General features: G+C 58.3%; 24 protein-coding genes and 1 pseudogene. 10 read left to right on the top strand and 15 right to left on the bottom strand.

All coding sequences use genetic code 11. The features are described 5' to 3' along the window. Positions 1 to 214 precede the first annotated feature (214 nt). Complete coding sequence (locus JFT58_RS06410; protein WP_198834324.1) at positions 215 to 931, top strand: hypothetical protein; 717 nt, start codon at positions 215 to 217, stop codon at positions 929 to 931. On the opposite strand, the gene JFT58_RS06405 is transcribed toward JFT58_RS06410, so the two are convergent. The 4 genes and pseudogenes from JFT58_RS06405 to JFT58_RS06390 all read right to left on the bottom strand — a co-directional run. Beyond that, on the bottom strand, positions 908 to 1,255 hold the full coding sequence (locus JFT58_RS06405; RefSeq protein ID WP_198834323.1) for a hypothetical protein: 348 nt from the start codon (positions 1,253 to 1,255) through the stop codon (positions 908 to 910). The two genes, JFT58_RS06410 and JFT58_RS06405, sit on opposite strands and share 24 nt — an antisense overlap. Before the next feature lie 25 nt (positions 1,256 to 1,280). Beyond that, positions 1,281 to 2,426 carry a hypothetical protein gene (locus JFT58_RS06400; RefSeq protein ID WP_198834322.1) on the bottom strand — a complete coding sequence of 382 codons (1,146 nt, stop codon included), beginning with the start codon at positions 2,424 to 2,426 and terminating at the stop codon, positions 1,281 to 1,283. A gap of 163 nt (positions 2,427 to 2,589) precedes the next feature. After that, the gene (locus tag JFT58_RS06395; RefSeq protein WP_017848681.1) at positions 2,590 to 3,063 is read right to left on the bottom strand and encodes a phosphate-starvation-inducible protein PsiE; all 474 of its coding nucleotides are present in this window, start codon (positions 3,061 to 3,063) and stop codon (positions 2,590 to 2,592) included. A 77-nt stretch (positions 3,064 to 3,140) separates the two neighbouring features. Beyond that, positions 3,141 to 3,386, bottom strand: a pseudogene (locus JFT58_RS06390) (phosphate-starvation-inducible PsiE family protein); the annotation flags it as partial. Between the two features lie 409 nt (positions 3,387 to 3,795). Between JFT58_RS06390 and JFT58_RS06385 the strand changes: the two are divergent. Then, a complete protein-coding gene (locus tag JFT58_RS06385; RefSeq protein WP_003188807.1) occupies positions 3,796 to 4,056 on the top strand; it encodes a YebG family protein in 261 nt (86 codons plus the stop codon). A 55-nt stretch (positions 4,057 to 4,111) separates the two neighbouring features. Here JFT58_RS06385 and JFT58_RS06380 read toward each other — a convergent pair whose 3' ends face one another. Further along, a complete protein-coding gene (locus JFT58_RS06380; protein ID WP_054897738.1) occupies positions 4,112 to 5,131 on the bottom strand; it encodes a Glu/Leu/Phe/Val dehydrogenase family protein in 1,020 nt (339 codons plus the stop codon). Between the two features lie 187 nt (positions 5,132 to 5,318). On the opposite strand from JFT58_RS06380, the gene JFT58_RS06375 reads away from it, so the two are divergent. Next, the gene (locus tag JFT58_RS06375; RefSeq protein WP_054897737.1) at positions 5,319 to 6,122 is read left to right on the top strand and encodes a SirB1 family protein; all 804 of its coding nucleotides are present in this window, start codon (positions 5,319 to 5,321) and stop codon (positions 6,120 to 6,122) included. 114 nt (positions 6,123 to 6,236) lie between these two features. Here the strand turns inward: JFT58_RS06375 and JFT58_RS06370 are convergent, their stop codons facing one another. The 4 genes from JFT58_RS06370 to hmgA form a co-directional block, all read right to left on the bottom strand. Continuing rightward, positions 6,237 to 7,595, bottom strand: a complete 1,359-nt coding sequence (locus JFT58_RS06370) for an MFS transporter (protein ID WP_054897736.1) — start codon at positions 7,593 to 7,595, stop codon at positions 6,237 to 6,239. A 147-nt stretch (positions 7,596 to 7,742) separates the two neighbouring features. Continuing rightward, a complete protein-coding gene (gene maiA, locus JFT58_RS06365; protein ID WP_054897735.1) occupies positions 7,743 to 8,378 on the bottom strand; it encodes a maleylacetoacetate isomerase in 636 nt (211 codons plus the stop codon). Positions 8,379 to 8,390: 12 nt separating this feature from the next. Then, positions 8,391 to 9,677 (bottom strand): fumarylacetoacetase, encoded by a 1,287-nt coding sequence (fahA, locus tag JFT58_RS06360; protein WP_034128679.1) that lies wholly within the window; start codon positions 9,675 to 9,677, stop codon positions 8,391 to 8,393. Positions 9,678 to 9,680: 3 nt separating this feature from the next. Continuing rightward, positions 9,681 to 10,964, bottom strand: coding sequence for a homogentisate 1,2-dioxygenase (gene hmgA, locus JFT58_RS06355; RefSeq protein ID WP_054897734.1), 1,284 nt, complete (start codon positions 10,962 to 10,964; stop codon positions 9,681 to 9,683). Positions 10,965 to 11,084: 120 nt separating this feature from the next. On the opposite strand from hmgA, the gene JFT58_RS06350 reads away from it, so the two are divergent. After that, positions 11,085 to 11,864, top strand: a complete 780-nt coding sequence (locus JFT58_RS06350; protein ID WP_054897733.1) for an IclR family transcriptional regulator — start codon at positions 11,085 to 11,087, stop codon at positions 11,862 to 11,864. 1 nt (position 11,865) lies between these two features. Here the strand turns inward: JFT58_RS06350 and dacB are convergent, their stop codons facing one another. The 6 genes from dacB to JFT58_RS06320 form a co-directional block, all read right to left on the bottom strand. Further along, positions 11,866 to 13,323 (bottom strand): D-alanyl-D-alanine carboxypeptidase/D-alanyl-D-alanine endopeptidase, encoded by a 1,458-nt coding sequence (gene dacB / locus JFT58_RS06345; RefSeq protein ID WP_054897732.1) that lies wholly within the window; start codon positions 13,321 to 13,323, stop codon positions 11,866 to 11,868. 169 nt (positions 13,324 to 13,492) lie between these two features. Further along, positions 13,493 to 15,907, bottom strand: coding sequence for a TonB-dependent siderophore receptor (locus JFT58_RS06340; protein ID WP_054897731.1), 2,415 nt, complete (start codon positions 15,905 to 15,907; stop codon positions 13,493 to 13,495). A gap of 83 nt (positions 15,908 to 15,990) precedes the next feature. Then, a complete protein-coding gene (locus JFT58_RS06335) occupies positions 15,991 to 16,296 on the bottom strand; it encodes a GIY-YIG nuclease family protein (RefSeq protein WP_034128684.1) in 306 nt (101 codons plus the stop codon). Positions 16,297 to 16,333: 37 nt separating this feature from the next. Then, the gene (locus tag JFT58_RS06330) at positions 16,334 to 16,804 is read right to left on the bottom strand and encodes a nuclear transport factor 2 family protein (protein ID WP_054897730.1); all 471 of its coding nucleotides are present in this window, start codon (positions 16,802 to 16,804) and stop codon (positions 16,334 to 16,336) included. A gap of 422 nt (positions 16,805 to 17,226) precedes the next feature. After that, positions 17,227 to 17,862: a response regulator transcription factor gene (locus tag JFT58_RS06325; RefSeq protein WP_054897729.1), complete on the bottom strand. Its 636-nt coding sequence runs from the start codon at positions 17,860 to 17,862 to the stop codon at positions 17,227 to 17,229. A gap of 196 nt (positions 17,863 to 18,058) precedes the next feature. Continuing rightward, positions 18,059 to 18,877 (bottom strand): response regulator, encoded by an 819-nt coding sequence (locus JFT58_RS06320; protein WP_054897728.1) that lies wholly within the window; start codon positions 18,875 to 18,877, stop codon positions 18,059 to 18,061. Positions 18,878 to 19,147: 270 nt separating this feature from the next. Here JFT58_RS06320 and JFT58_RS06315 point away from each other — a divergent pair, with 270 nt between their 5' ends. From JFT58_RS06315 to JFT58_RS06290, 6 genes are all read left to right on the top strand, one after another. Further along, on the top strand, positions 19,148 to 19,903 hold the full coding sequence (locus JFT58_RS06315; RefSeq protein ID WP_306664677.1) for a DUF1120 domain-containing protein: 756 nt from the start codon (positions 19,148 to 19,150) through the stop codon (positions 19,901 to 19,903). A 34-nt stretch (positions 19,904 to 19,937) separates the two neighbouring features. Continuing rightward, a complete protein-coding gene (locus JFT58_RS06310) occupies positions 19,938 to 20,552 on the top strand; it encodes a DUF1120 domain-containing protein (protein ID WP_054897726.1) in 615 nt (204 codons plus the stop codon). A 12-nt stretch (positions 20,553 to 20,564) separates the two neighbouring features. Next, positions 20,565 to 21,188 (top strand): DUF1120 domain-containing protein, encoded by a 624-nt coding sequence (locus JFT58_RS06305; protein WP_054897725.1) that lies wholly within the window; start codon positions 20,565 to 20,567, stop codon positions 21,186 to 21,188. Between the two features lie 80 nt (positions 21,189 to 21,268). Next, entirely contained in the window at positions 21,269 to 21,790 is a 522-nt protein-coding gene (locus tag JFT58_RS06300; RefSeq protein ID WP_332875129.1) for a DUF1120 domain-containing protein, read from the top strand. Positions 21,791 to 21,929: 139 nt separating this feature from the next. Then, positions 21,930 to 22,634: a fimbria/pilus chaperone family protein gene (locus JFT58_RS06295; protein WP_034128691.1), complete on the top strand. Its 705-nt coding sequence runs from the start codon at positions 21,930 to 21,932 to the stop codon at positions 22,632 to 22,634. Between the two features lie 138 nt (positions 22,635 to 22,772). After that, positions 22,773 to 25,187, top strand: a complete 2,415-nt coding sequence (locus JFT58_RS06290) for a fimbria/pilus outer membrane usher protein (protein ID WP_054897757.1) — start codon at positions 22,773 to 22,775, stop codon at positions 25,185 to 25,187. Positions 25,188 to 25,197: the final 10 nt, after the last annotated feature.

The raw sequence follows: 25,197 nt of genomic DNA, 5'->3' as shown, positions 1-25,197 counted from the left end.
TATTGAGTTTTACCATTTTTGCGATGGTCGTTTTATGGCTTGTGTAAGCCATAAAATACGTGTCAATAGCAGATTGAAAATATATTTAAGGTCGAACATTATTTAAAAATAGAGTTGGATAATACGCCATACCCATTAAACTATTTAGGCCCTTTCTGTTGACTTCTTCTATTTATGTGTTTTCATTTAAGTAACAACACAGAAAAGGAGATTTATGAAAAACATCAAAAATAAATTTAATCTTGTCGAATTAGCAGAGCAAGCGTATTACTCATGTGGAACATTCGTGCCCGGTGGCGGCGACAAGCACTTCATTAATAACGAAATAAACCCATCAAGATTTTTACTAGTAACCAAACAACCATCGGCTGTTATTGTCGCGAATAGTATTTTTGAAGTGTATTTCAAATCAGAAGAATACGAAGACGCTACGCAGAAAAAAATTCACTTGTTCGATCTGGACGCTCAATTTGACTATGACTATTCAGTAATACAAATATGCAAAGCAAAAAAATACAAGGCGATTTCTAGGATTTCAACTTGTGAAAATTATGCGAAATTGATTTATGAGAATGAATTAGTAGCAATCAACAATGTAGACATTGATCCTGTTCATAGGGAAGCTTTTCATGAAGCTATGACGCCGCGAGATTTTTTCTTTTTTAAAGAATTGAAATATGAATACAGAATAACGATCAGGATCGTTAAGGATCGCAAGGTAGTAAAAACGTTAAAATGTAATTTGGGCAATTTAACGTTGATTAAAACGTTGAAGCCATTCGATTATCAAGAGACAGAAAGCGAAGAGATAAAAGCCACAAGACCATCATTATTAAACCCTGTTTACACAATTGATGGCGTTGATGTAATGGTGACGTTTAACGACACGAACAAACACTATAAAAGCCTAGTCGATATGATGAGAATATAAACCAGCCCGGAAGGGCTTTTTTATTGTCAATTTTCCGTTTTCTTTCCATATATGGTCTGTTGTGCTTAGGCCCTTTTTCTGGACTTTAAAAAAGCTTGTGATTTTAAAGCGAAGCGTCACCAGAATAGCGGGGCCACTGCACCGCCCCGCGTAGCGGCTATACACCGCGTATCCGGCGATTTTCTGCACGGGTACAAGTCCCCGCACATCAAACCACCCTGATCTGACTACAAGAGCTTTTAACGCATCATTGGCCGGGCGTTCGCAACCGGGCCAATACCCACGGAGTGAGAAAAGCCGGGGTTTGCGTATGATTTCGGTCATGAAACGACACCTAAAAAATCACAGGTTAAACGCTACCGTCTTGATCATGACTTCCTGACCTCAACTCCAAAAGAAGATCTTTTATCCTTTCCAGTCCATCACGATTTTTTATTCGATCACCATTAGACGAAATATCTTTTTCTACTTCTCCTAATACTTCATTCAGGTATTTTTTATTTTTTAGCTGCATAACCATTTCCCTTGAAACAAATAGTAGCTTCACCTTGTTGTATGAATTCATTAAAGTTATATTATTTTCGCACACAAACTCGCATATTTCATATAATTTCGGAACCTCCGGAATTTCATTATATATGTGTATAATTTTCCCAATACGCTCATCCTCAAGAATTTTTTTGTAAATACTATCGCCAAGCAAAATTAGAAATTTCCTTTCAAGAGCTATCTCCTTGCGACCAGAAAAAAACATAACGAAATTTACAGCCTTTTGAATATCTAAAATAAGTGAATATACGTCGTATATATTTAAACCAATTTTCTGGCCCGCAAAAAACACATCGCCTTCTTTTTCTTTTTCTTGATAAGTTATCGCGAGCTTTTCCTGTAATTCATATAAATGCGAAACCAGTTTGTATATATCCGTATTGTCCGGATGATAACCTAGATAATAATTTATCTTTTCACATACCTCATTGATATTACTTATAAACCCAAGGCTTTTATCGTCGCCCTCTGCTAACTCAGTTGTATAAGAGCAGTAACTTGGCGAATTATTTGGGAAAATATCGCGATATAGCTTTTCAGGATTTGAAAACAAAATTTTACTTTTGAAGCTCAATTCCATTTTATTTATTCTTTCCAAGAATGCACTTTGATGCTTTAAGTATTGTTCAAAAGTAAGAGCTGATATTTGTTTTTTAACAACATTATCATGGTTTCTTTGTGCTTTCTCATTCTCAATATCTTTTGCGTTTTGGCGTACTTCAGCTTTTTTTTGCTGTCCATATAGATGAAGTAACGTAGCGATTGTTGCGAGTGCACTCAATAGAGTAAAAGCTCCGCCCATAACAGAGCCAAAGCTTCCCCAATCAGTGGTTTGTGATGAGACTGGACCAAGTTTTATCCCATAGACTGCTAAGACAACAATCGGAACCAAAACTGCAAACGCCAACAAACACCACATAACTGTCGAAATTGTTTTTTCATTCATATCGGTTCCGCTCTCCTTTTCATCATTGTCGTCGCACCAATTTTGGACGCCAAGAACATTACTGATAATCCATCGCACGCCTGCAGAGCAGACGCACTCCAAACTATCCCGATTGAAAACTCATCATTTACCGGGAGTATTACCAGCGGATAAATACCTGTTTCTATTTCTCTGTATAATTTTCGCCAATAACTTCACCCGTCGCGTCAATAGCTTTACTGGACGGGAATTTATAGGATGCAAATCGAACAGCAACGACTGACAACGCTAAGAAAAATATCCCGCCACATAGGTAAAGCAGGCCAATATCTGGTGCCTTGTGATGCGATACATCACCAATTAGATAGCGAGTTAAAGCAGTAATTGCAATGTAAAGTAGAAATCGAATTGGGAGATGATTGGTTTTAAAATAGATACCTACCATCGCACCCAGTTCTAGATAGATGAACAGCAGCAAAATGTCATCGACGCTTGCTGTGCCCTTTCCTACCATTTCGACAAATGCCATCACCGAAGCACACGCAGTGGCCGCACCGATGGCGAACAGCCCCAAATAATGGAAACCTTCGACTAAAAAATTGCCAATCGAATTGGCTTGCTTGTGCATCCGTTCCCGACTGTGCTCTATCCACTTCATACGATGTCTCCCCCGAAAATCTAATGATGCCAGAGAACCTAAGCCAAAATACGGTTAGGTTGTGTTAGTATTGGTTTGTTGGTCTTGAAGTAAATCCCGACCATCGCGCCCAATTCCAGGTAGATGAACAACAGCAAGATGTCATCGATCTTGATGTGACCGTTCTCCAGCATCCCCAGAAATTCCATCACCGCCGCCCAGGCGGTCACCGCACCAATGGCGAACAGCGCCAGGTAATGGAACGACTCGACAAACAGATTACCCAGCGACTCGGCCAGCCCGTGTACTTGCTGACGCAGCCTTTCGGCCCAATTGATTTTCACGATGATGCTTCCTTAGGTCGGCTCGACCGGATAATGCGGGGTGGACGTGACGGTTGTTCTGCATGCAGAAAAAAGGCCAGGGCTGGGGAATAAGATGGTGGCCGTGTGACACGAGGCACTTAAATTACCCCCCGATCGTTCCCACGCTCCGCGTGGGAAAGCCGCCTGGTACGCTCCGCGTCCCTCAACCTGCTCGTGGGTGACGCGGAGCGTCACGGGATGCATTCCCACGCGGAGCGTGGGAACGATCAACCTCAGCGTGCCGTGCGAAATTTCCGGTTCAGCCCCCTATTTCCCAACTACATTAAAAACCTACTACCCAAACCCCGACGTTTGGCTTATCCTTTTCGCTGTATATAAATACAGTAGTCGCAAAAGACAACTATCGTGAAGGCATGTGAGGTGGTGAATGGCCGTCGAAGTGGTATACCGCAGCAGCCGAGATCTGGAGCGTTTGTTCATGGATAAAGCCGAAGCTGACCGTCATGACAAGATGCTTGAACTCGCTGAGTTGCTGGCAGAGGTGTTGCAAAAAGCCGTGCCGTCGTTGAGCGAGCAGCAGGTGGAGGAAGCCGGGATCTACATGGCGAAGAACCGCGATGTATTTGCCAAGGCGTTCAAGAGCCAACCGGACGCATTGTCCGAGTTGCTGAACCCGGCGGCGGAGTAAAGCCCGAATTGAACAGGCCCTGAATCACGGATTCAGGGCCTTTTTAATGCCTGGCCTATTTGTACAGCAGGCGTTCGGCCAGCTCATCGGCCACCCGTGCGGGGGAGCGTTTTTCGGCTTGGGCGTGGGCAAAGATTTCGGTCAGGCGGCTGCCGATGTTCGACAGGTGCGCGGTGATGCCTGGCAGATCGGTACCGGCGTGTTTGAGGGCGACGTAGATCAGCCCGCCAGAGTTGATCACATAGTCCGGTGCGTAGAGGATGCCGCGGCCTTCCAATTGGTCGGCGATGTCCAGGTTGGTCAGTTGTGCGCTGGCCGAACCCGCCACGGCGGCGCAACGCAACTGGCCGACGCTGTTACGGTTGAATACGGCGCCGACGCCGCACGGTGCGAGGATGTCGCAGGGCGTGCTGAGCAAGGCGTCGTTGGCAATCGGGTGGGCACCCAGTTGCTCCATGGCCAGTTGCACCTTGCCGTGGTCGATGTCGCTGACCAGCAGCTCAGCACCGGCGGCGTGTAGTTGTTCGGCCAGGGCATAACCGACGTTGCCAAGGCCCTGCACCGCCACGCGCAGGCCCTCGAGGTTGTCGCTGCCCAGGCGCGCCATGGCGGTGGTGCGGATACCGGCGAACACCCCCATGGCGGCATGGGGCGCAGGGTCGCCGGCGGCGGTGGTGCTGGTGACAAAGCGGGTGTTCTGGGCGATGCAGTCCATGTCGGCGACCGAGGTACCGCTGTCGATCGAGGTGATGAAGCGGCCGTCGAGTTTTTCCACACAACGGCCAAACGCCTCGAACAGCGCCGCACGGCTTTCCACGTGCACGGGGCGGATGATCACCGCCGTGCCGCCGCCCACCGACAGCCCGGCCAGCGCGGCTTTGTAGCTCATGCCTTGCGCCAGGCGCGCGGCATCGGCCACGGCGGTTTCGTCGTTAGGGTAAGCCAGGTAACGACAGCCACCCAACGCTGGGCCCAGGCGACTGTTGTGGATGGCGATGATCGCCTTCAAGCCGGTCACCGGATCAACGCTCAGGTGCAGCGATTCAAGGCGGGTGCTGTGCATGAGCGCAAACATCAATGGGCTCCCGAATCACTTCTGGTAGTGGGCCAAGTATAGGCTTGCGGCAGAAAACTGCTGGATTGCGCTGGAATAAGCCGCGCGTTTTCGTGGGATCTACGACATAAGAGCGTGGGATATCTCTCAAGATGCTGGACGAAAATTCGCAGCAAGGCTAAAACGGGGGCATATGCCGGAGAACTCAATGAATCCCCGCACCGCCTTTTTCGCCTGCCTGGACCGTTCACCCCCCGCGCTGTTTGAGGCCGCGCTGTGGATTGCTGCCGAGCATGACACCAGCGTGCAGCCGGCGTTGATCCTGCACGACCTTGGCGCGCTACAACAACAGGTCAGCCTGGGCATGCCCCTGTTACCGGCGGATGAACTCGGCCAGCCGCTGCTGCGGCGCATGAATGACATGGGGTTTGCCCAGGATGACCACACGCCGTTGCGCCCCGCCGCCGCGCTGCTGGACAAAGTGCTGCAACGCAAACGCGGGCAACCCTTGGCCATGGGCCTGATCGCACTGGAGCTGGCACGGCGCCTGGATATTCCCCTGGTCGGCGTGAACTTCCCTGGGCACTTCCTGCTGCGGGTACCGGGAGCCGACCACCTGTTGGACCCTTGCGGCGGCCGGCGCCTGTACCCCAACGACTGTCGCGAGTTGCTGGCGCGCCAGTACGGGGCGAAACTGAAATTGCAGGCCGACCACCTGCTGACCGCCGAGCCACGGGCCATCCTGCAACGGCTGTCGCGCAACCTGCGCCAACTCTACCTTGCCAACGACGAGCCACTGGCCGCCCTGGTGGACGCCGAGCGCGTACTGGAACTGGGCAACGCCAGCGCCTCCGACTACCTGGCGCGGGCCAGCCTGTATCAACGCCTGGACTGCCCCAGCGCCGAACGCTTCGACCTGGAACACGCCCTGCTGCTCAGCGACGACCCGATCCAGCGCCTGCGCCTGACCGAGCGGCTGGGGCATCTGCCGCCCAATTCAGTGGTGCATTGACCCAACTCCCAACTGTAGGAGCGAGCTTGCTCGCGAAAAAACCCAGGACACCCCGTTTAACCAGGATGCCCGCGTTATCGTTAACGTTTTTCGCGAGCAAGCTCGCTCCTACAGTTAGCGATTGAGAATATCGCCAGGCAATGGCGTGTTCGGTGTAGTGGGTCCCGGCGAGCGCACCTGAATAATCAACAACGCTGCAATCACCGCCGGAATCGCGCAGAAGAAGAAAATCTGCTCGACCGGTATATGCATCGCCAACAACAGGCTGCCAAACAGCGGCCCCAGAATTGACCCGAACCGCCCCACACCCAACGCCCAGCCCGTGCCGGTGGCGCGCACCTGCGCCGGGTAGAAGTTGCTCGCGAAGGCATTGAGGGTCAGTTGCCCGCCGATGATGCAGAACCCTGCTGCAAACACGCAGGCCACCAGGTAGCGTGGGTTGTCGTGGTTCAAGCCCAGCAGAATGGTGCACAGCGCTGCCGCCGCCAGCACGCCGGACAGCAACCGCACTTTGCTTTTCAGACGGTCGGCAAACCAGGCCATGAGGATGGCGCCCAAGGTGCCGGCGAACAGGAACATGGAGGTGACCAGGTTGGCTTCGTTCAATGCCAGGCCGCTTTCGAGCAATAGCGACGGCAACCAACTGATCATGAAATACAGCAGGATCAGGCTGACAAAGAAAGTCGCCCAGATCAGCAGCGTCGGGCGCGCGTAGCCGTTGCGAAACAGCTCCACCACCGTCAGTTTGCTGCCCTGCTCCTGCAAGTTTTCAGCTTCGGTCGCCGGTGGCGGTTGCCAATCGGGCAGCATCCGCACCGTGACTTTGCGCAAACGCAGATACGGCGGCGCATCGCGCAACAGGCGCGGCAAGGATTCGGGCAACAGCCACACCAGGAACGGGAACAGCAGCAGCGGCGTCACACCACCCGCCAGGAACACCGCCTGCCAACCAAAACCATCGATAAACCCGGCCGCCACAAAGCCGCCTGCTGCGCCGCCGAACGAGAAGCCGCAGGCCGCCAGGGTCACCATCAAGGTGCGCATCCGCGGCGGCGAGTATTCAGACATCAATGCCATGGCACTGGGCATCGCGCCGCCCATGCCAATGCCGCAGATAAACCGCGCCGCCATCAACGTGGTCAGGGAATTGGCGAACACCATCAATACCGTGAGGCTGGCGTAGATCAGCACGCATGCCAGCAGGATACGTCGCACGCCGAACCGATCCGCCAGCGGTGTCACCAACAGCGAGCCCAGGGTGAGGCCCAGCAGGTTGGCGCTGAACACGGGGCCAAACGCGGACTTTTCCAGGCCCCAATCCTGGGCCAGCGCCGGCACTACATAGCCCAGCACCTGGGCGTCATAGCCATCGGTGACCAGTAACAGTGCCAGCAGCAGGAGAATCAACCATTGGTAGCGCGACACCGGGCGGGCGTCGAGTGCCGCACGAAAGCTGGCAATCTGATTGTGCATCGCAAGGTACCTGTTTTTTTATGATTGTTCCCACGCTCTGCGTGGGAATACAGCCCTGGACGCTCCGCGTCCGTTTTTAGAGCCGTGACGCAGAGCGCCACATGAGGCGTTCCCACGCTGAGCGTAGGAACGATCATTACAGGGGGTTCAGGGGGTGTCAGGTTGATTGGCGGGGTGGGCCTGCATGAAGGCTGGATGTTGGGCCGCCAACGCCGCCACCCGCCCAATGCGTGGGTATGCCGCCAAGGGCACCTTGAAGCGCTCGGCCGCATACAACTGCGGGATCAGAAACGCATCGGCCAAGCCCGGCTGCTCGCCAAAGCAAAACCCTGTGTCGCCAATCAACTGCTCCACAGCGCCCAGGCCCTGGCTGATCCAGTGCCCGATCCACTCCAGCAATTGCGCCTCATCGTGCCCCCACTTGCGCAGCAAGTTCTGGGTGCTGGAGTTATGCAACGGGTGGATATCACAGGCGATGATCGACGCCACCGCCCGCTCATGAGCGCGCGCTACCAGGTCTTTGGAGAGCAACGGCACCTGGGGATAACGCTCCTCCAGGTACTCAATGATCGCCTGTGACTGGCTCAACAACGCCCCTTCATCGGTACGCAACGCCGGCACGCGCCCTTGGGGGTTGATCGCCAGGTATTCAGGCTGGCGGTTGGCGCCGCCTGTCGGCACCAGCAGGTTGACCGGCAGCGCGGTGAAATCCAGGCCTTTGAGAGCCAGGGCAATACGTACTCGATACGACGCGGTAGAACGGTAGTAAGTATAGAGTTCCATGGCCCTGCCCTCTCAGCGCGCCGCAACCACGGTACCGCGGCATTCGCCGAAGCCGATGGAGGCAAAGCCCTCTCGGCTGCAACGGGCACGCAGAATGATTTCGTCGCCGTCTTCAAGGAATTTACGTACCTCGCCGGAGGCCAATTCAATCGGCTTCTTGCCGCCTTCGGTAATTTCCAACAGGCTGCCGAACTGCCCCGGCTGCGGGCCAGACAACGTGCCCGAACCAAACAGGTCACCCGCCTGCAACTGGCAGCCATTGACGCTGTGGTGCGCCACCATTTGCGCCACGGTCCAGTACATGTGCTCGGTGTTGCTCAGGGTCAGGCGATGGGCGGGCAGGTTTTGCTCACGCATCGAGGCCGTGGTGAGCAGCACTTCCAGTTCGATATCAAAGGCGCCCGCGTTCTGATCGCGCTTATCCAGCAGGTATGGCAGCGGTTGCGGATCACCTTCAGGGCGCGGTGGCTGGGCTTTGCGGAAAGGCTCCAAGGCTTCGGCAGTCACCACCCACGGCGAGACGCTGGTGATAAAGCTTTTCGACAAGAACGGCCCCAGCGGCTGGTACTCCCAGGCCTGGATATCCCGCGCCGACCAGTCGTTGAGCAGGCAGAAACCGGCGATATGCTCGGCGGCATCACCAATGGCAATCGCATCGCCCATGGCATTGCCCTGGCCGATCCAGATGCCCAGCTCCAACTCATAGTCCAGGCGCGCGCATGGGCCAAAGGTCGGCGCGGACTGACCGGCTGGCAAGGTCTGGCCCTTAGGGCGTCGCACCTCTGTACCCGAGGGACGAATGGTCGAGGCACGGCCGTGGTAACCAATCGGCACGTACTTGTAGTTCGGCAACAGCGGGTTATCGGGGCGGAACAATTTGCCGACGTTTTGCGCGTGCTCGATGCCGACGTAGAAGTCGGTGTAGTCATTGATCTTGGCCGGCAGGTGCATCTGGCAATCGGCGGCACGGTGCAGCACTTGCGCCTCGCGGGTTTGCAGCTTGCTGCCTTCGGCCAGCAGTTCCAGCAGGCGCTGGCGCAGGGCAACGCGAGGCCCACGGCCCAGTTCGAAAAACGCGTTCAACTGCCCGCCCGCAGTGGCTTCGACGGCGCGCCGGGCGTCACCGTCAAACTCATCCAGCGCGGCGTGCAGGTCGAGGATCATGTCGCCAATCGCCACGCCACTGCGCGGGGCCGAGCCGTTGATACTGAACACGCCCAGGGGCAGGTTTTGCAGGGGGAAATCCGCGTGACCATTGGCCGAGGCCACCCAGCTGCGGGTCTGCGTTGGTTGAGTCATGGGTTATCTCCGGTTCGGGTTGAAGGTGGCGGGCAGCGAGGCCCAGCACGCGTCGTAAGCAGGTTGCAGTTGGGGGCACTCCAGGGCGAACTGGGTCGGACGCAGCACTTGGCTGGTCTCGAACATGAAGGCCATGGTGTTATCGATCTTGTGCGGCGCCAGGTCCACGTTGATGGCCTTGGTGCAAGTTTCGCCATCCGGGCCGTGGGCGCTCATACAACTGTGCAGCGACGCGCCGCCCGGCAGGAAGCCTTCGGCCTTGGCATCGTAGGCGCCCTGGATCAGGCCCATGTATTCGTTCATGAGGTTGCGATGGAACCACGGCGGCCGGAAGGTGTTCTCGGCCACCATCCAGCGCGGCGGGAAGATCACGAAGTCGAGGTTGGCCAGGCCGTGCACGCTGGTGGGCGAGGTCAGCACGGTGAAGATCGACGGATCCGGATGGTCAAAACTCACCGTGCCAATGGTGTTGAAGCGACGCAGGTCGTATTTGTACGGCACGTTATTACCGTGCCAGGCGACCACGTTGAGCGGTGAGTGATCCAGCTCGCAGGCCCACAGTTCGCCGAGGAATTTCTGTACCAGCGTGGTCGGTTGCTTGAGGTCTTCGTAACGGGCGACGGGCGTGAGGAAATCGCGCGGGTTAGCCAGGCCGTTGCTGCCAATCGGCCCCAGGTCAGGCAGGCGCAGCGGGGCGCCATGGTTTTCAGCGACGTAGCCGCGGGCTTGCGCGTCCAGCAGTTCGACACGGAACTTGAGGCCACGGGGCAGCACCACGATTTCCAGCGGCTCGACATCCAGCACGCCCAGTTCGGTGGCGATGCGCAAGCGGCCCTGCTCCGGCACGATCAGCAACTCGCCGTCGGCGTTGAAGAACACGCGCTCCATGGAACGATTGGCGCGGTAGTTATAAATGCTGATGCCCGAAGGTTTTTCCGACCCCGAGTTGGCAACCATGCCGACCAGTCCATCGATAAAGTCCGTGGGTTCACTCGGAATATCCAGCGGGTTCCAGCGCAGGCGGTTGGGCGTCACCGCCCCCAGCGGGCCACCGGCCAATTGCCGCGCAAGTTTGACGAACGCCGGGTGATTGGCGGACGGCTGGATGCGGTACAGCCAGGTGCGCCGGGCTTCGCTACGCGCCATGGTGAAGGCAGTGCCGGAAAACAGTTCGGTGTAGAGCCCGTAGGGGGCTTTTTGCGGCGAGTTCTGGCCGACCGGCAGCGCGCCAGGCAAGGCTTCGCTGGCGAATTCGTTGCCGAAACCCGAAAGGTATTCGAGGTCCATGGATCTTCCTCTGTACAGAAGTTGTTTTTATCGTAATCCAGTTACGCATAACGTAATTTGATCACTGTCGACCGTCAAGCTATAAAGACGCCCATTCATCTCTCGGATTCTCGCCCTTCCATGGAAAAGCCCCGCGACACCGGTAAACAGAAAGTCCGCTCGGCGGAAGTCGGCACCGATATTCTCAAGGCCCTGGCCGAACTGTCCCCGGCCACCTCGCTGTCACGCCTGGCCGAGCATGTGCAGATGCCAGCGAGCAAGGTCCACCGCTATTTGCAGGCGCTGATCGCCTCGGGTTTTGCCGAACAGAACAGCGCCACCAACCATTACGGCCTGGGCCGCGAAGCGTTGCGCGTGGGGCTGGCGGCGCTGGGCAGCATGGATGTGTTGAAAGTCGGCGCCATGCCCTTGGCCGAACTGCGCGATGAGTTGAATGAAACCTGCTTTCTGGCGGTGTGGGGCAACCAGGGCGCGACCGTGGTGCAGATTGAGCCGGCCGTGCGCGCCGTCACCGTGGTGACGCAGTTGGGCTCGGTGTTGCCGCTGCTCAGTTCGTCCACCGGGCTGGTGTTCAGCGCCTACTTGCCGTCGCGGGAAACCGTGGAGCTGCGCGAACGCGAGGTTCAAGCCGGCACCGCTCACACCTTGGCGGACGATCAGGCCTATGCCAGCGTGTGCGAGCAAATCCGCAGCCGCGGCCTGCACTTTGTACATGGCCTGCTGATGCCCGGCGTGGATGCGTTGTCGGCGCCGGTGTTCAATGCGGTCGGGCAAGTCGCGGCGGTGATGACCGTGGTCGGCCCAACCTCGCTGTTCCACGCCGATGAAGATGGCCCGGCGGCGCAGCACTTGCTGGCGGCGACCCGGGCCGTGAGTTGGCGGATGGGCTATCAGCCCTGAATCACTCGTCGCTGCGCGCCAGCGCCACGGCCACGCGATCCTCCAACGCCTTGACCTGCGCGCCGGCCACCACGTAGTTGTTGGTCAGCATCGAGAACACCAGCTTGCGCCCGCCGGCAGTGGTGATGTATCCACTCAATGACGACACGCCGCCCATGGAGCCGGTCTTGGCGTGCAGGTTGTTTTGCGCCTGCGTGTCGCGCAAGCGATAGCGCAGGCTGCCGCCGGTCATGCGGTCGGTGTTGCCGGCAATCGGCAGCGCGTTGTACCAGGCGTCGAACCACGGCTGTTTGCTGGCGGCCAGCAGCAGGTCGGTGAGGGTTTGCGACGACACCAGGTTGCGCCGCGACAGGCCTGAGCCGTCGACCTGACTGAATGTGGCGGTTTCCAGCCCCTGGCGCTTGAGGAACCCGGCCACCGCCAGAGCACCCGCCGCTGCCGTGCCGCTATTGGCCGTCTTGCGCCCCATGGCCTTGAGCAAGGCTTCAGACATATTGTTGTTCGAAAGCTTGAGCAGCGGTGTGATCAGCGCCTGTAACGGCGCCGATTGGTGCTCGGCCAGCACCGTTACCGCCGCCGGGCTTGCCCCGCCCATCACCCGACGCCCCAGTACGGTAATGCCCTGTTGCGCCAGGGCCTGTTCAAACAGATTCGCGACCAGTTGCGTTGGCTCCCAGACGCTGACCAATTGCTGGCTCTGCTTTCCCGGCGCTACTGCGCCGCTGAGTTGCAGCAGGTTGGTGCCGTGACGGCGATTGATTCCATAGCTGTTGCCCGGTCCGCTCATGGCACGGTTGCTCAGTTGCAGGTAATCAGTAGGCGGGAAAATATCGACACTCACCGGCGAGCCGTTCCGCAATGGCGCCTTGGCCGTAACCAGTACGCTGCCCGCATCAAAATCCGCATTGGGCGCCACGGTCAGCGCCGAAATCTGCGCGCCGTAGTAGGTGGTTTCATCGTCATGGGACCAATCCACCCCCAATCGCTCGGCATCGAACCAGGTGTCATCGAACACCAGATCACCCTGCACCTGGCGCACGCCCTGGCTGGCCAATTGCGCGGCCAGCGCCTGGTAGTCGGCAAACTGAATGCTCGGGTCGCCCAGGCCACGCAGGTACAGGTTGCCGGTCAGGCGGTCGCCCTGGCGTATGCCATTGCTCAGCAGTTGGGTGGCAAAGCGGTATTGCGGCCCTAGCACATCCATGGCCGCCGCCGTGGTCAACAGCTTGAGGTTGGACGCGGGCACCAGCCGGGTGCGTGGGTTGTGCTGATACAGCGTGGAGCCCGTGCGGGCGTCACGTACCATCAGCGAGACCGTAGCACCTTGCAGCGCCGGATCGCTCAGCAGTTTATCCAGGGTTGCCGGAGTGGAAGTTTGGGAGACGCTGGCGCAGCCGCCCAGTAAAAAACTCAAACCGACCAGCAGGGTGCCGGTGCGTAGCCATTTTCCAAAGTACATCAGTAGCGTTTTCCATAAGCATGCAATGGCGGCAACGCTAACAGCTCGCTATCAATGTGGCGACCGCTTTCCTGTAGGATCTGGCTTGCCTGCGATGCAGACAACTCGGTGTATCAGGTAAACCCAGTCGATGCCATCGCAGGCAAGCCAGCTCCCACAGATAAATGAATCAGAAGGTCAAGGTACTGGACACCGACACCTGCCGCGCATCGCCCATGGACACAAACTGCGTATTCACCGAGGACGTGTAGTAGGTACGGTCGAACAGGTTTTTCACGTTGAGCTGGAACTTGACCTTCTGCCCCTCAAGCCTGGTGTCGTAGCTGGCGAACACATCAGCCACGGTGTAGCTGGGCAGTTCGAAACTGTTGGCCGCATCCCCTGCCCGCTCGCCGACATAACGCGCCCCGGCGCCGACGCGCAGTTGATCACCGCCCAGGATGCTGCCGAAGTCATACACCGCTGACAGCGAGCCGGTGCTTTTTGCCACGTTCTGCAGGCGGTTGCCTTTGAGCTTGGGGTCTTCGGTGACCTCGGCATCGGTGTAGGCATAGCTGCCGATCAGGCTCCACTTATCCGTCAGCTGGCCGCTGGCATCCAACTCCAGACCACGGGAGCGCACTTTGCCGGCCACGCTGTACTCCGAGGTCAGGCCCTCGCCTACCTGCACCAACACGTTGCGTTTATCGATGGTGAACAACGCTGCGCTGGCGGTGATACGCCCCGGCAGGTCGAACTTGGTACCCAGCTCCCAGGCTTTGGATTCCTCCGGCTGCAAACTGCCATTCAACACGGTTTTATTGGCCAGTGGCGCGATGGTGGAGTTGGGTTTGAACGACTCGGTGTAGCTGCCGTAGAACGACAATTCGTCACTGTAGCGATACACCAACCCGGCCCGAGGCACCCACTTCTGGCCATTGCCGTCGGTGTTGGCGGTGAACGGCACGCCTTTGCCGGCGTATTGGTCGTACATCTGGTAGCGCGCACCGCCGACCAGAATCCATTGATCGTTGAGGTGGATGGCATCCTGGAAGAACAGCGAATCGCTGCGCAAAAGATCGGTCTGGTTGCTGTCCGGCGCGCTGACTTTGGAACCGGCGACTTCGTTGCCGTATACCGGGTTGGTGTAATCAAAGCTGCCCCGCGGTGCCTGGCGGATCAGGTCGGCACGGTAGATCTTGCGGTACTCATCGTCCAGGCCGAACACCAAGTCGTGCTGCATACCCGCGACATCGACCTTGCCTTCGAGGCTGGCGGTGGCGAAGCGGTCGGTGGTCAGTGCGCCCTGAGTGCCGTCCATGCTGCGGGTCAGGGTGCCGTTGGTGTTGACCTTGACCACGCGCACCTGGCTGGCGTCGTAGGTCTCGCGGTTCCAGCTGTAACCGAAGTGGGCTTTCCAGTCGTCGTTGAGATCATGATCGACAGTCAGGCGGTACAGATCGGAGCGGCCTTCCATGTTGTTGAACGGCTCGTCCAGACGGCGAGTGGCGGGGATGTTCAACGGATGGTTGGTCTTGGGATCGATGGCGGTGCCACGGTCGAACGGCGCGAGAAATTCGCGGTGCTCATAAGCCAGCAGCACTTGGGTGGTGTCGCCATACCAGGCCAGGGAGGGCGCCACCAGGGTTTCGCGGTGGGTGCCGTAGTTGCGCCAGTAGTCTTCGTCTTCATGGTCGAGGATCAGGCGATAAGCCAGGCCGCTGTCACCCAGGGGCCCGGTGGTGTCGAGGTTGCCGCCGCTGCCGTTCTTGCCGCTGCCGAAGGTCGAACCGCGTGCGGTCAGGGAGGTGGACTGCACCAGCTCAGGCTTTTTGCTGACGATATTGACTACACCGCCTGGGTCCTGGATGCCATACAACAGCGACGACGGGCCCTTGAGCACTTCGACGCGCTCGGCTGTCGCGTTCAAGGCACGGCCCTGCACCATTGGCATACCGTCCTTCATGATCGAGCCGTTACGGTTGTCGCCAAAGCCGCGCAACATCACCGCGTCCTGGGTGCTGCCGAGGGTGTTTGTCTGGGTGATACCGCTGATATTGCCCAGCGCGTCATCCAGGTTGCGCGGTTGCTGGTCGCGCAGCACTTGAGCAGGCACTACGTTGACGGTTTGTGGGGTTTCCAACAGCAACCCATGGGAGCGCATTACCGAGCTGGTCGGCGGCGGTTGGTAGCTGGTGCTGTCCTGGGCGAGGTTGGCGCCGCTGATGGTGGTAGCGCCGAGGTTGACGGCGCCGTCGGTTGGCACCGGCTCCAGCGCCAGGGTGCGGGCATCGATCTGGCGGAACGTGAAGCCGGATCGGCTCAGCAGGCGTTGCAGCGCCTGCTGAGCCGTCATCGGCCCGCTGACTGCCGGGGCATTGAGGCCGTAGGGCGCTTCATCGGTATAGATCACGCTGATGCCGGTGACCCGGCTGAACTCGCTCAGGGCCTGGGGCAGTGGTTTGGCTGCCAGGGCAAAATTGAACTGGGCGCTGTGCTGCTCCTGCGCACGCGCAACGCTCAAGGGCAGCAACGCCAGCCCCGACACTGCCAAGACCGAAGCTCCCAGCCACTGTTTTACCCAACCGCCCGCCGTCGACTTCATGCTCTGAGAACCCGTGTTGAAAACGCTGTTAATGCGAATAGATCGCAGTTTCAAGCACTACACGGATGGGGCGCAGGTTTACCTCACATGGGTTCGCAACTATTTTTGTGTATGCCGCTCTCGAGGCCACTCGCGGCCAGGCACTCCTTGGCACTCTTCTTCAATTTCTTGATCAAGCGCTCCTGACGCAGCGCCTCGCCCTTGCTCGCACATTGCTCGGTATAGACCAAGGCCACGGCAGGGCTGGACAGAAAAAACCGTGCGCCCTTGCCGCTTTGGTGCGAGGCAAACCGGCGCACGGGGTCATTGCTGATACCGCAGTACAGCGAGCCATTGGCGGCCCGCACCAGATAGACGAACCAGGGTTTGGGTTCAGAGGGATCAGTCACAAGTCGATGTCGGCAAACCAGAAGAGCGCCAAGCTTATCAACGCCCGGCCTGAAATGCCTTCAAGCCTTTGAGCGCCTGGGCACGTACCGCGTTTTTCAGCGCGGGCGACCAACCCAGCAACAGGCCCTTGAGGCCCAACGCCTGGCGCGACCAACGCCACAGGTCGAAGTGGTCGTGGTGTTCACAGATCTTGCCGTCACGGAACACGAACCGCGCACCGATATCGTTGACCACGGTATTGCCGGTGGCGCTGAACAAATACGTCGCCACCCAATGGGCACTGCCGGTGCTGTCATCGCTGCGCACATGGTCGAACGTCAGGGAAAAATCCTTGGCCCGCGTGGTAAGCATGCGCCACATATCACCGGCGTCCCGCCCGCGCAGTTCGCCGAACGCCGGGTCGCTGAAGACCACATCGTCGGTGTAGCAAGCGGCCATGGCCTCGGCGTCAAGGCGCTGAAAGGCCTCATAGAAGCGGTGGATCAGAGCATCGTGGGCAGCACTCATGGGCAGGTTCCGCAGCAATTATTGTCAGGCCTGCACGATAATCCGCACAGGCCGCGAAGACCATGGGCATTCATGACAAAAATAGCGCTGCCGTCGATCTGGATCTCTTCAGCGGTCGGCAGTGCGAACTTGGACACTAGCCGCGCGGCCTTGACGGCTATCAATGCAGGCGCGTTGCAACTGACCTCCGTCAGGGTCGCATCACTTACGGTCGATCAACCAGCGGTTACGCGGGCACAAGCAAGTACATCGCACAATGGGTATTTCGTCTCAACTAATTTGACCGGGATTTTAAACAACCCTCAACTAATGCCAGCAGGCTCTAACAACAAGTTAGAGCACTTAGCGCACCAGACCCATACAACTAATACGAATCCTGCACTTGGCCTTTAGTTAAACCACTGTCATAAAACTGCAACTTTCTAAGGCACCATTCCCGATGCACGCGCATAGGCGAACAGTTCAACATCGGTAGAGATACTCAGCCGCTGCATCGCTGTACTTTTCTGTTTGCTGATAGTGGAAATACTCCGGTGGACCTTGGCCGCGATCTGGCTGACAGTCATGCCGCTGGCCAACATACGCACCACCTCGCTCTCCTTGCCGGACAACTGCGGCTCATGGGACTGATTGCCTGTCCCCGCCTCCACCAGTTGCACCCGCAGGCATTCACTGGCGAAGGTCTGGCCCGCGCACACGGCTTTGATCGCCAGGGGCAACTCCTTGGCAGAGGCACTTTTGGCGACCACTGCCTTGGCACCATGGGCGAAGGCGGCACGCAGGGTGGCAACGTTGGCGAACATCGTCACCAGGATCACCGGTACGTTCGGGTACTGACGACGCAGCAGGCTCAACAGGCTGTAGCCATCGGCTTGCTGACCGCCCGGCATGGCAAAATCGGTGACCAGCACATCACATGCCGTAGTACTCAACACCCCGAGCAGTTGATCGGGACCGTCGGCTTCGCCGACCACCTTGCACTTTCCATTCGCCTCAATCACGACTCTCTGCCCGACTCGAACAATAGGGTGATCGTCAGCAATAATTACTCGAAGCATAGATACCTACGAATGGTGGCAACTTGAATCCGCGCAAAATACCTCTGTCAGCGCTCATCAACAACTACTAACAAAGACCCACTTGCAGCCGAAGCCAATGTTTAGTAGCGGCTATTTTTTGGACTACAACATAATAGGAAACCACCTACAGCAAAAACTAGACTTCCAAATAACTTAAACCCTCTGTAAACACCTTTCACAGAGTGGACAGATAATCCAGATAGGTGCGCAAGCGTGCCTGGAACGATGTCAACTCCGCCTGGTGCGCAGACACGCCATCGCGCTGAACCTGCTCGATCAACCTCACGGCACAGGACTCAAGCCCTGTTCCTCCTATAAATACCAGGCTACCCGTCAATCGATGCAGGCGTTCGGCGGTCAATGATGCGTTCAATGCGGCACAGGCACGGCCCAACAGGTCGTGATCTTGCCAAGCCTCGACCAGCAGATTTTCCAACAGTTGATTGACCACCTGTTCACTGCCAAACGTCGCGACCAGGCTCGCGCGGGCGGGCCACCCCGAAACCCGCGCAACAGGCTCCTCACCGATGGGCACATGATCGGCACCCGGGAGCCATCGCGCCAAAACGGCACTTAATTGTTCCAGGGTCAGAGGCTTGAGCAGCCAGGCATCCATGCCCGCGTCGCGGCAGCGCTGGGGGCTGTCGTTTTGCAGGTCGGCGGTCAACGCGATGATCGGCACTCGCCTCAAGCCGACGTGGTGCTCATATTGGCGAATGGCGCGGGCCATGCTGTAACCGTCCATGACGGGCATCTGGCAATCAGTGATCACCAGGTCAAAGGGCCGACGAGCATAAGCCACTCGCCCGAGATACCCGTCGGCGACCAGCTCATGGTCCAACCCGAGTTTTCGCAGCAAGCAACCCAGCAATAGACGGTGGGCTGAATGATCCTCCGCCACCAGGACATGCAACTGCCACCAGTGAAGCGGGGGAGTAACAGGCGATTTCGATTTGTGGCTCGCGCCTGCGGTTGAACCTGACAGCGAACCCATCAGTACCTCTTCGTAGCTATTGATACGGCAGCAACCTTCGGCACTGGCGCAATAGCCATAGAGGCCTACTTAGGCAGCAACGATCGCCACATTCCTTTGAATGCTATCGACAAAAAACCAATAACCTTTTGAATGGCTTAAAGCCGATACAACAACTACGAAAAAACGCGAACTGACCCTATTCGATCCACCCTGCCAATGTCGTATTAGTTGTATTTCCCCCGCGCACACCTCTCGCTAAATTGTGCCCCACCCCAAAAGAGGGACGGCTTGCCACTCCCCGGCAGCCGCAAAAAATATCGAGACCGTCGCACCGACAACCACCCGCCGACACCGAAGCGGGCGTTGCGTTGCACGCACCTCTATCTGCCAGCCTGCAATGGAAAAAACAGAAAAATGAAGAGCCCTGTAGCCCTATTGAGCAGTGCCCTGCTGCTCGCCATGAGTTCATCGGTATTCGCAGCCAGCAGCGTGGACTTGGCCGTCAAAGGGCTGATCACACCCAGCGCCTGTGCACCTAGCCTTTCAAGCGGCGGGATTGTCGACCACGGAAAAATTTCGGCCAAGGATTTGAGGCTGGATGGATGGACCGTGCTTAAAAGTTACAACCTGCAACTGGGCATCACGTGCGATGCGCCAACCCTGCTAGCCCTGAAGGGCATTGATAACGTTGGTGACGCCCACGATCCGATGAACAGCTATGGCCTGGGCTTGGTCAGCGGAAAAAAATTAGGCAGTTTCTCCCTGACCTTAAGCAATCCGATCGCCGATGGCGCAGCGATCTCCATGATTGAGTCCTCGGATAACGGCCTCACCTGGCGGGCAAGTTCCCCGGGTGACATGTGGCCAGCCTCCTACCTCGCTTCGTTTGGCGACAACACCACCGGCAGGTGGGCACCCACCCCGGTCCAGCAGGTGTTGGCAGACCTCATGGTGGCAACCATCATCGCGCCGACAGCAGGAATGGATCTGACCACAGAGGTTCCAATCAACGGGTCCGCCACGCTTGAAGTCAAATACCTATAAAGCCTCTGCCCCATGCCCAAGGAGATTCACTGACATGAATGTTTTTGCATCCGGCCTGATAGGCGCCTTGCTGCTCTGCCCGACCGCATTCGCCGCCAGCAACACAGACTTGCTCGTACGCGGCAGCATCACCCCCAGCGCTTGCTCACCAGTCATCGCCGGCGGCGGGACTGTGGACTTCGGCAAGGTGTCGGTCAAGGACCTCAACACCGACACCTACACCGATCTGCCCAGAGAAACCATGCTGTTGAGTGTGCGCTGCGACGGGCCGACGTACTTCACCCTCAACACCATCGACAACCGTTCAGGCACCGCCGCCAGCCACTTCAGCTGGCATGGGCTGGGCACCACACCCAGTGATGAAAAAGTCGGCGATGCCGGGCTGGGTCTCTATATGCCCGTGGCCGACGGCGTCTCCGTGCGCACCATCACCTCAAGGGATGGCGGCGTGACCTGGATGCCTTCGGTGATGCTCAGCCATACCTTGCTGACGGCGATCGCCCACAGCGACGACGTGATACCGATTGCAGTTCAGGAACTGGACGCCGAGATCCGCCTGATCACCCACATCGCACCTGCCAACAACCTGACGTTGACCGACGAAGTCCCTATCGACGGTCACGCCACCGTACAAGTCAATTACCTTTAAGGAGTCCCTACGATGAAAACCCGATTGACCACCCTGGCCGCCGGCGTATTGCTGCTCGGCTCGGCGACAACCTTCGCTGCATCGTCCGTTGACCTGACCGTCAAGGGGCTGATCGTGCCCAGCGCTTGCACACCCAGCTTGTCCGGTGGTGGCGTGGTCGACCACGGCAAGATTTCCGCCAAGGATCTGAATCTGGACGACGCAACATATCTGGATAAACGCACCCTGACGATGACGGTCAACTGTGACGCTCCGATTCAGTTTGCCCTGCACCCGATCGATAACCGTGCAAGTTCCAGCATGGACAGCTCGTACTTTGGCCTGGGTTTTATCAACGATACCCAGAAACTGGGTTACTACTACCTCACCTTGAGCAACCCGGTCGCCGATGATGGCGTTGTAGTGCAGACGATCGGTTCCACTGACCAGGGCCAGACCTGGTTCAAAGAGAAGTTCCTGGACCCAGGCCTGTACATGTCAGTTGCCTCAATGGAGGACCTTACCCTGCCCCTGGCGGTCAAGGACTTGAGCGTTGATGTGGGTGTAAGCACTGCAATTCACCGCGCCGACGGCCTGGACCTGAGCAACGAAGTGACCATCGACGGCTCCGCCACCCTTGAAGTGAAGTACCTCTGACCCATGGCGCCCCATGCCCTCATCCTTGATGGGCATGGGCTTCGCCGTGGGCTGTGTTCACCTGTGCCAGTGATGAATCGATGACTAAGTTCACCCGTTGCCTTGCCGTGTTGTGGTTATCCCTGTGCGCTGCGGCCAAGGCCAGTGCGGGCACCGCTGTCGACCTTACGGTAACCGGTCGTGTGACACCGGATGCCTGCTATATCGAGCTGTCGGATGAAGGTTTCGTCGACCACGGAAAGATCCCCGCACACACCCTCCTTGTCGACGAATTCACCGTGCTGCCCAGCCGGCAACTCGAACTGCAGGTGCAATGCGCCAGGCCCATGCTGTTTGCGCTGGTGGGTATCGACAATCGTGCGGAGTCTTCCCTGGCACCGGATTATTTCTATGGGCTGGGCAGGAACATCCATGCACCGGACGAACGCCTCGGCTCCGTGGCGTTGTCGTACCGCAACCCAGTGGGGGACTCCCAGGCCATGCAAGTCCTGGCCTCCACCAACAGCGGCGAGAGCTGGACGCCCGAGCCCAATGGCTATCCACGATCCTATATGGCCTTCGCCCCGGCGGGCGACCGTCAGCCCGACTTCATCAGCCAGTAGAGGGTCCAGCTTCAAGTGGACACCGCCATCAACTTTTCGCAGTACCTGACCCTGAATCAAGAAGTGCCCCTCGACGGCTCCATCGTTCTGGATTTGCGTTACCTCTGACCCACTCATTTCGCCTAATGGAAAACCCATCATGACGATGACATGCTCAAACACCGCGTTCGGCCTTATTGCCCTGCTGCTGATATTCGGCAACCAAGCAAAGGCTGACGGCATGGTCCCGGACACATCCGTGGTGATCGTCCACGAGGCCGATGGTGAAGCTTCCGTTTCGGTGACCAACTCCGACAGCCAGCTCTCGCTGTTGCATGTGACCTTGCAGGACATTCCGGAAGACACCGAACCCCTGCTGGTGGTGACGCCGCCGCTGTCTCGAGTCGAAGCGTCCAAATCCCAGTTGGTGCGCTTTATTCTGCAAAACCAAAAACCGTTGCTCACCCAGCGGCTCAAACGCGCCGTGTTCGAAGGCATGCCCCAGGGCCGCGCAGCCACTGCCGCCGGTCATGCCCGCGTGGGCGTGACCGTGCGCCAGAACCTGCCGGTGATTGTGCATCCCAAGGGCCTGGCACCCAATCGCAGCCCCTGGACCGGCCTGACATGGACCCTGCGCGACGGCCAATTGCAGGTGCGTAATGACACGCCCTATGTGGTGCGCCTGGCCCAGGAGCTGCGGCTGTTGCCCGGCGACGGCAAGGCGATGCTGCCGCGCACCTACGTGCTGCCAGGTGAAGCCTTGAGCGTGCCTGCCAGCGGTGGCCAAGCCAAGACGGTGAGGCTGCAACCGGCCACTGTGTACGGGTTTGCGGTCAAGGCCTACGACGCCCCCATCACCCTCTGACAGAAAACCACAGGCGTCGCCAAGACCGCCGCCTGGATAACGAAGTGACGGCTTATCGACCGTCACCAGAACGCCCAAAGCCCCGAACCCAATGAGGGCTGTGCGTTCACTAAGCGAGTACCTTGCGTGAAAACAGTATTGAGTTACCGTGACGGCGAAGCCGTGCCCATTCGCCCAGCCTTGCCGCTGGTGTTGCTGCTGTATGCGCTTATGCCGGACAAGGCGTGGGCCGACGACACCAGCCCCGCAGGCTTCGACGCCCAGACCTTGCATCAGCGCGGCATCGATCCACAGTTGGCCAGCCTGCTGCTGGCAACACCGCGCTTTGCCGCCGGCCGTCATAGCGTCAACCTGCGGGTCAATGGCCTGCGCCGGGGACGCCTGGAGGTCAGTTTCGATCAACAGGGCAACCCCTGCCTGGATCGTGCGTTGCTGGACGCCGCCAACCTGGTGATACCCGCTGAACCCGTGGGTTGTCAGGATTTGCTCGTGCGGTATCCGCAAAGTCTGGTGGAACCGGACCCGTCGACACTGACGTTGGCACTGGTCGTGCCCACCGAAGCACTGCGCCCCGTGCAACAGGACATCTCGGGCTACCAGACCGGCGGGTTTGCCGGGATGCTCAACTACGACCTGAGCGGGTTCTACAACCGCTTTGGCGAAGACGCCAGCCGGTTTGGTTCAGCCAACACCGAAGTCGGCTTCAACGCCGGCGACTGGATCGTGCGCAGCCGCCAAGTGCAGACCTGGCAGGATGGCTTATCGCGCAGCACCCACTTGGAGGCCTACGCGCAACGGACCTTCGCCAGCCATCAGGCAGTGCTGCAGGCCGGGCAGATCAACCTCTATAACCCGGTGTTGTCCGGCGCACAAATCACCGGCGTCCAGGTGCTGACCGAGCACGCCCTTCAGGAGCAAGGCCAGAGCGCGCAAATCCAGGGGATCGCCAACAGCCCGGCACAGGTAGAAGTGCGCCAGAACGGCGCGCTGATTCACTCCACCGTGGTGCCTGCCGGGCCGTTTGTGCTGAACGATGTACGTCGCCTGAATACGCGCTCGGACGTCGAAGTCACGGTCAAGGAAAGTGTCGGCGGGGAACGACGTTTCACCGTACCCGCCGCCATGCTCGGTCTCGGCCTGCCTGCACCCGGCTATTCGGTCGCAGCGGGGCGCGTACGTAACGTCGGCGGGGCCGAGGCAGAGGCGCCGTGGGTGGTCAGCGCCGGTTGGACCGGGAACTTGCATCCGCAACTGACCCTGGGCAGTGGCGTGCTGGCGACCGGCGAGTATCGCTCGGCGGGCGCCAGCCTGGGCTGGCTGCCGTGGCTGGACAGTCAGATCCAGGTGTCCGCCCAATTGTCCAACACCCAGTCGTGGGAAAAAGTCTCGGGCGTGCAGACTGATCTTTCCTGGTCACAGCGCCTGAGCGAGCGATGGTCGTTCAGCGCCGCCAACTCCTGGCGCAGCAGCGGCTACCGCGAACTGGAGGAAAGCACCTACGAGCGCGACGGCAGTCAGCGCAACTCACGCTATCGCGATCAACAAAGTATCAACCTGGGGTGGTCACATCCGCAGCTGGGCGCATTCAGCGCCGGCGTTTCACGTTCGAGTACCTTCGAGGGCAACAGCAGCAGCCGCGCGCTCGCAGCGTGGGGCACGAGCATTGGCGCAGTCTCGTTATCGGCCAGCGCCGAGTGGCAGATGGGCGGACGCCAGCAACAGGACAACGCGGTCTACCTCACTGTCAGCGTGCCGTTGGGCGAAAGCCGCCGGCTGCGCAGTTGGGTGCGCAACTCCGGCGGCCAAAACCGTACCGGTCTGGGCCTGACCGAACAGCTTGACGACCAATTGAGCTACCGCGTCAGCGCCGAACACGACAGCAGTGACCATGAGGTGGAAACCAGCGTGGGCATTTCGGCATTACCACGCTATACCCAACTCGACTTGAGCTACAGCCGCTCCGATGCCGAGCGTTCTAGCTACCAGGGCGGCGCCCGCGGCGGTGTGGTCGTGCATGGCGACGGTATGACATTTACCCCCTACCCGGTGCGCGACACCTTCGCTCTGGTTTCCGTCGGCGACATGAGCGGCATCAAACTCAGCACCCCCAGTGGCCCGGTATGGACCGACTGGCAAGGCCAGGCCGTGGTGTCGCAGGTGGCCGCCTACGGGCGCAGCCCAGTGGAAGTGCAGACCCGCTCTCTACCGCGCAACGCCGACATCAACAATGGCCTGGCCATGATCTCGGCCGGGCGTGGCGCTGTCGATCGGGTCGAGTTCGGCGTGGGCCTGACCCGCCGCATGCTGCTCACCGTCAGCGACGATCAGGGAAACCCCATGCCCGTGGGAGCGTCCGTTACGACGAACACAGGTGAGTTCATCACCTTGGTGCAGGACGCCAGCCAGGTGTTCCTGCCCAATGTGCTGGACCAAGGAGCGCTGTGGATCACCACCTCGCAAGGCAAACGCTGTGAATTGCGCTACCAACTGCCGGCAAAAGCCGACCCCACGGTGTATTTCGAAACCGCACCTGCTCGTTGCCACACACCATGAGGACTACTGC

This window comes from Pseudomonas sp. MF6767 (assembly GCF_016405475.1).
GTDB lineage: Bacteria > Pseudomonadota > Gammaproteobacteria > Pseudomonadales > Pseudomonadaceae > Aquipseudomonas > Aquipseudomonas paracarnis.
Note: the sequence above shows the minus strand (reverse complement) of the source record. Positions and strands in the feature narration are given on the sequence as shown.